Here is a 6,434-nt window from a genome sequence, read left to right on the forward strand (position 1 = left end):
TGGAGAATTGATGCCGATCAACTATTCAATTATTAAAGTGTCAGGTGGCTAGATATTAATTATCTCCAATAAATATTACGTAACTATTAACTTAGAATTGACGCCGATAAAGGCTAAAAGTTTACCAGCGAATAAACAAGATCGACCGACCGCTGAATATGTTCAGATCTTTTTGCCAGTGTTGAAGCCGTAAATGCAACCAGAAAATATAGAAAACCGACAAATAAATATAAACTGACCCAGAAAGACAAATTCTTCACATCACTGCCCAGCACAGCTCGCCCAATTGTCATCAGGTCAGTCACACCAATGACAATCACAACAGAGGTATCTTTGAATAAGCTGATCGCCTGCCCCACAAAAGCTGGCAGCATCACCCGGATTGCATATCGCATTTTGATCCAAAGAAAAACCTGCCAGGGATTTCCGCCCACAACTCTGGCTGATTCAACAAGTTGGATGGGAACGGCCTGCAAACCTGCATGAACTATCTCGGACTGATAAGCCCCGCTATACAGCGCCAGGGAGATGAGAGCCGCTAACCGAGGGCTGATATCAAGACCAAAACGGCGACCCCCAATAATCTGATAAATCAGTACCAACAATAATATCAATGGGAGGCCTCTGAATATTTCAATATAGAAACGGCTTCCCCAGCGAATCAGCCAAACCCTTGATCCACGTCCGCTACCGACGAGCAACGCGATCAGGAATCCAACCCCAATCCCAAATACCGCCAAAAACAGGCTCAGGAGTAATCCACCCGGTCGCTGTCCAGGGAAGCCAATTAGTAAATTGCTAAGATTGGCGGCTAAAAACTCTATTTGATCCAAAATTTGATTATCCATTTTGAATGACTAATGATCCCTGATTCAAGCGATTTTCAATCCATCTCAATAAGAAAGAAAAAGTGAAAGATAACCCTAAGTAGACTGCAGAAGCCAATAGCAGCAATTCCACCGCATGAAAAGAATAGGTGATAGCAGTTTGGATGCCGTGGAAAAATTCGGGCATTGCCACAAAGGAGGCCAGGGCAGTGTTTTTCATATTATGGATCAATCGGGTTGAAATAGCAGGGAAGGCAGCACGTATTCCCTGCGGAATGATGATCTGCCAAAGTAATGTTTTTTTTGGCGCGCCCAATGTCCGGGCCGAATCCAAATGCTCTTGTTCGATAGTGCCGACCCCTGCCCTGAAAAGTTCGGCCAGATACGCACTGGTATTCAGGGTCAGTGCAAATCCGGCAGCCAGCGTGTAATAGGGTATGGATAGACCCGTCCAAAGACTGATTTTGCTTATGATGGCATTATCAAAGAAAATTGTCCGCCGAATTTCCAAAGGAAAAATATTGGGGAAAGCGAATGCCCAGAAAATGATCAAAACCAATGCGGGGACATTACGATGAATTTCAATGTAGATGATCGCTAATTGACGGGTAATCGGACGTTGGATGAGTTTTAACGTACCAACCCCGATACCCAGGAGGAGTGAAAAAATGGATGTTATCCCAGTTATCCAAATGGTGAGGACGAATCCCCTACTCAAGAGTTCGCCAATTTCAGCAGTAAGCCAGTCCAATCTTATCTCTCCAATTGAGCTACGACAACGATATTCGGACTTTCTTCTGTTACCGGAGCGCTGCGATAATCGCCATAAGTATGCAGCACTTCAAATCCGGCATTATTCAGAAAAATGTGGATTTCATCTACATCATAGAGATGATAGCGAAGGAAAAATTGATTGGTTTCTCCTGGCGAGACCAATCTGAAGGTTTCGCTGAGAATATTACTCTCTGGATCATATGCCCGCTGGATATCAGTGTAATTTCTATCATCCCCAAAGTGATCCGAGTCTTTCAGGGTGTTGACCACCCATTTTTTCTGAGGCACTTCCAGGACGAAAGGTCCACCGGGAACCAATACTTGTGAAATCTGGTTGAGCAGGGGATGGTTGTTTATTTTAGGGGAAGATGCATCATCGTTAATTTGCCCCAAAGTGGTAAACAGACAGATGGCCGCATCAAATTTATATTCAGTCAAAAAATCTTCACCATGAGCCTGAATAAATTCAGGATTTACTCCAGCCTCCTTTGCTCGTTCTTTGGCAGCAACAATCATTGCCTCGGATGGATCAATCCCGACAACACGATATCCCCGCCGGGCAAGTTCAATACTATGACGGCCTGGGCCGCAACCCACATCCAGGATCAGATGCCCGGGTGTACTTTGAGTCTGGGCAAGCAGAAAGTCAATTTCTGTATTCGTTCGCTCAGGTGTCAGTAAAGGATGCGCTAAAAATGGCGATCCTTTGCTAAAGAAATTTGGTTTGCGCATTCTTATTCTTCGGTTGGTGGTGCGTGGAGGTTCCCACTCACGGTGGGATAATAAACGTTTCGCTTCGCTCAAAGGGCATCCCGCGTATCCAGCATGGGAATATCCTGTCTCTCAAGATTATTGAGGGCTTCAAAAGGAATGACGGCATTTTCCGCTTCGGCTGCATTTGCCCAGGATTCGATCCATTCCTGGTCGATGCCGTCCACATCATCAACAACACGAAGTCGATCGATCTGGTAAATATCTTTTAACGCTTTTACTTCGGCAACTACACTTTCGGGAGAGCGCTGGCGGTAATCTGTCCCGTGAACGGCATCCTGACACCATTCACAGCCATAAGGACAACCGCGGGCCACCGAAATGGTCAGCGAAGCATAGCCATTATGCTCCCGCCAGATTCGCAGGTATTGGTCCATATCGATCAGGTCCCGAGCGGGAAGTGGTAGATCGTCCAGATTCAGCAAATAGGAACGCCGAGGGGTGACGATCAACTCGTCCTGTTCATCCACGAAAGCAATGCCATCAATATCGCATAAATCCTGATCTTGGTTTTCTTTGAGGAGAAAATGGAGTAATTCAACCAGGGTTAACTCCCCCTCATGGTGAACTACAAAATCCACATCCGGTGAAAGGGCATATAGATCAGGTTTGTAGGTTGGATCTGGTCCCCCGAGGATGACTTTTGCGCCAAAAGATCCTGCCTTTTTTGCCAGGCCCAGCGCCATTTCCCGGTTTGGCTTAACCGCTGTAATTCCGACTACCTTTGGTGATAGGCGTACCAATGCATCATCAAAATCTTTCGTACCGTCCAGAAAGGTGCCGTCAAAAATCTCTACCTGAAATCCTTTTTCCCGAATAAAGGCTGCCAGATAAAGCAGACCCAAAGGGAAATAAGGATTCATCAATTCTTTTTCAGCTTCGTTCTGGCTGAGAAAGACGGGGTTTACCAGTAATATATCAATTGCCATTTAATCCTCCAAAAGAAGAGATCATATTTTTTTACCTCGAAAAAAAGTTAGCAGCCTGATTTGCGAGAAAAACACCAGCGACCATCGCAAAGAGGGTGCTAATACTACCAAGAGAAAGCAAGGGCACACCAACCAAAGCATGGCCCAAATTGCAGCCTCCTGCAATAGCCGCGCCTACGCCCATTAAAAATCCACCTGCACCCAATTCAAGATAGCGGCGGGGCGTCTCTCCACGGACCCATAAGGTACCCGAGCGTTTGGCTGCGATGAAAGCACCAAGGATCAAACTGACTAATGTGATCGGTATCCAGGGGGAAGATTTTTCACCGGTAAAGAGTGTCAGATAAATTTGAGTTGGCACATAGGATGTGCCAAATGGATAGTTTGAAAACCCCGCTTTGGCCAGAAGCCAACTACCTGCAATGATCAAGCCAACGGTGATTCCCAGTGGCAACCACCCCCAAAGTTTATCCCTGGTTTGGCGGGTTGTTTTCGGGGCGCGCCAAAGCCAAAAAAGGGCAGCAAGCCCAAATATCAGGAGGACGATCCAACCCATCGAACCCAGAATATTATTTACGGTTGGAACTTCTCCTGCAACTCTGAGAGGTGTCGCAGTGAGTGCATCCCTCAAACCAGAAAGAGGCCCAAGATAGACGAGGATATCCCCGATAGCCCAGGTAAACAATCCAACCAAAATGCCGAGCATGCCATGTCCGAGTTTATAGAAAAATCCGGTGATGCAGGAGGATGCAACGACCATCCCCACCCCAAAAATCAGTCCGCCTAAAAGGTTGGCCTGCCAATTAAAAGGCGGAATCCAGGGATCGATCCAGCCCATGGCTTGCATCCCATAAACCAAAGGGGTGGCCACGAGAAGGGTTACGATATAGGCTCGAAATAGATCGAGCTCTTTGGGGATACGAAATAAGCCTCTCAGGGTGCTATGAAAGCACATATCACCGCGTTCAAAGGCATATCCCAGTGAGGTTCCTGAGAGGATGGCTAAAATGACATGCATTGATAAATCCCTTTCAACGGTACAGTTCGCTTTTAGACTGGTACAGGTCTTGCTTTCTTACGCTCAATCATAGCACGCCACGAAGCCCAAAGGAGTAATCCGTAGAAGGGGATATATTCCACAATGCGAACCCAGTAGATTTCGCGCAAATTATCTGGATCGAGATAAGTGAGATAAGAAAGCGTCACTACCATGGAAAAATATACCCAGGGCCAAAAGAATGATCTATATGGAGATGATTTAAGATCACTTGGAGAAAAAAATGACAAGAGGGGAATGATCAGAGTGACGTACCAGGGATGAACGGTGGACGTGAGAAGCAGGTATGCACCAAGAGGCAGCAAAGCCAATTGAATAAAAGCCAGATTTTTGGTTTGAAGGTTTTGGTTACATGATTTTTCAATTCGCCATGCCAGCCAGGCCGTTAAGAAGATTGTTAATCCCAACAAAGCAGCGCTGATTGCCTTGGCGATGTAGATCGGTCTTTGGCCAACGATATCCTCAGGAACCGCCCCTGGTGTTTGATACCCTGAAAGCCATACTTCCAGCCAATGATAAATGCCACTGTTGAAATTCCACGATTGAAGATAAATGCGCAACGCCCCCAACACCCCGGTTCCATCCTGTGGCCCGACAATACCCAAACCGGCACCAGGGATGAATAATGCTAGTGCCCCAAGAAAAATCGCTGCAAAAATTAAGCGCTCTTTCCATCCCCAGCGCCCCCAGAATAGTGGAACCAACAAAATGGGAAGCAATTTGGTTAACGTTGCCGCGGCCAAAGCAATAGCTGATCCGAATCGATAATAGCTATGTTGCCGGGATTCCTTTAATAAAAGCCGGATTGCGAGCATCATTAAAAAAATCATCACAGCATCCACATGCGCTCCATGCGAAAATTCTACGATGACCAGGGGATTCCATAAGTAGATCAGCACATTTTGACGTGATAACCCCAGCTTTCCGAGAATGTCCATCACCAACCATCCGGTCAGCAGATCAAAAATAACGGCAGTCGTCTGGAAGGCCAGCATATTTTGTGGGATCAGAAATTCCACAATGGCAAATATCAACTGTGAAACTGGTAAATAAGGAGAGGCCATCCAATTATGGTTGACCAATCCGCGCAAGGGAGTGGAGAAGGAATCCAGCGAAGGGGAGTTTACCGGGAAGGCATAGGGGTTAACCCCGCTACCGAGTAAATGACCATCCCAAATATAGCGATAGAGATCATCGGATAATGAGGGTGTGCTAAACAAAAGGATTACGCGAAAGAGGATCGCAAATCCAAAAATCCATTTCAAAGATATGTCTTCAACCTTCAATCGAAGAATTGCCAGAATATATCCCCCGGATGCGATCAGGAAAAAGGTTAAAAATATGGGTGTATCAGGGCCACGCAAGCTGGAAAGCGGAAGCAACGCAAGGAAACTGGCCGCCATTATGATGCCAGCCAAACTGGACAGATATTTTCTTATTGCAGGTAGATTTATCCAAGCCATTGATTAAATAACACGCGGGTATGCTTAAGCTTTTGTATAGGGAGGGTTTTCAACTCATCTTTCAAACGTTCAATATCAGCAGCGGTATCTACATCGTACCAAGGAGGCAACAGCTGAAGGCTAAGGCCCATTTGATCTGCTTTCTTTAGCGTTTGCTCCAGGACTTGATCCGTGCTCCAGTTTATATCCTTGAAAAGATCAGCATGGATTTTTTTGAAACCGATCAGATAATAGCCTCCATCCTCTGCTGGCCCAAGCACAAGATCATGATGATCAAGATGCTTGATAGCCGATCGAATGCGATTCGGTGGCAATGAGGGCCCATCAGAGTTGAGCGCCAACACACGCTGATAACCTTTATTGAGGAGGTCTCTTAAAACCCGGGAAAGGCACTCACCAATATCCCCGCAAGCTACCGGAATCAGAATCGTTTCTGGTAGCGCAATCTCTTTAAAATAATCTATCGCCTCTGGAGGTGTGACTGCAATTGCCAGATCAACTCTCTCGATACCTGCAACCAGGTTAATCGTATCCAAAAGCAACGCTTCATATAGGTTTGCAGCTTCAACTGGCTCAAGTGGAGGGCAGAGGCGTGTTTTCGTCGAACCGACTT

7 protein-coding genes are annotated in these 6,434 nt (G+C 46.2%); all 7 read right to left on the reverse strand.

Annotated features, from left to right (window positions below):
• Window positions 1–113: 113 nt before the first annotated feature.
• Window positions 114–848 (reverse strand): amino acid ABC transporter permease, encoded by a 735-nt coding sequence (locus tag AC3DOM_RS14365; RefSeq protein ID WP_487919735.1) that lies wholly within the window; start codon window positions 846–848, stop codon window positions 114–116.
• Complete coding sequence (locus AC3DOM_RS14370; RefSeq protein WP_487919736.1) at window positions 841–1,578, reverse strand: amino acid ABC transporter permease; 738 nt, start codon at window positions 1,576–1,578, stop codon at window positions 841–843. The genes AC3DOM_RS14365 and AC3DOM_RS14370 overlap by 8 nt, the downstream gene beginning before the upstream one ends.
• A 2-nt stretch (window positions 1,579–1,580) precedes the next feature.
• Entirely contained in the window at window positions 1,581–2,333 is a 753-nt protein-coding gene (locus AC3DOM_RS14375; RefSeq protein WP_487919737.1) for a class I SAM-dependent methyltransferase, read from the reverse strand.
• Between the two features lie 68 nt (window positions 2,334–2,401).
• Window positions 2,402–3,301, reverse strand: a complete 900-nt coding sequence (locus AC3DOM_RS14380; protein WP_487919738.1) for a B12-binding domain-containing radical SAM protein — start codon at window positions 3,299–3,301, stop codon at window positions 2,402–2,404.
• Window positions 3,302–3,332: 31 nt separating this feature from the next.
• Window positions 3,333–4,319 (reverse strand): YeeE/YedE family protein, encoded by a 987-nt coding sequence (locus AC3DOM_RS14385; protein WP_487919739.1) that lies wholly within the window; start codon window positions 4,317–4,319, stop codon window positions 3,333–3,335.
• Window positions 4,320–4,351: 32 nt separating this feature from the next.
• Window positions 4,352–5,821: an MptA/MptB family glycosyltransferase gene (locus AC3DOM_RS14390; RefSeq protein WP_487919740.1), complete on the reverse strand. Its 1,470-nt coding sequence runs from the start codon at window positions 5,819–5,821 to the stop codon at window positions 4,352–4,354.
• Window positions 5,809–6,434: TIGR04282 family arsenosugar biosynthesis glycosyltransferase (locus AC3DOM_RS14395; protein ID WP_487919741.1), on the reverse strand; the 626-nt coding region annotated here is incomplete at its 5' end. The genes AC3DOM_RS14395 and AC3DOM_RS14390, both read right to left, overlap by 13 nt.

This window comes from Candidatus Desulfolinea nitratireducens, assembly GCF_982879505.1.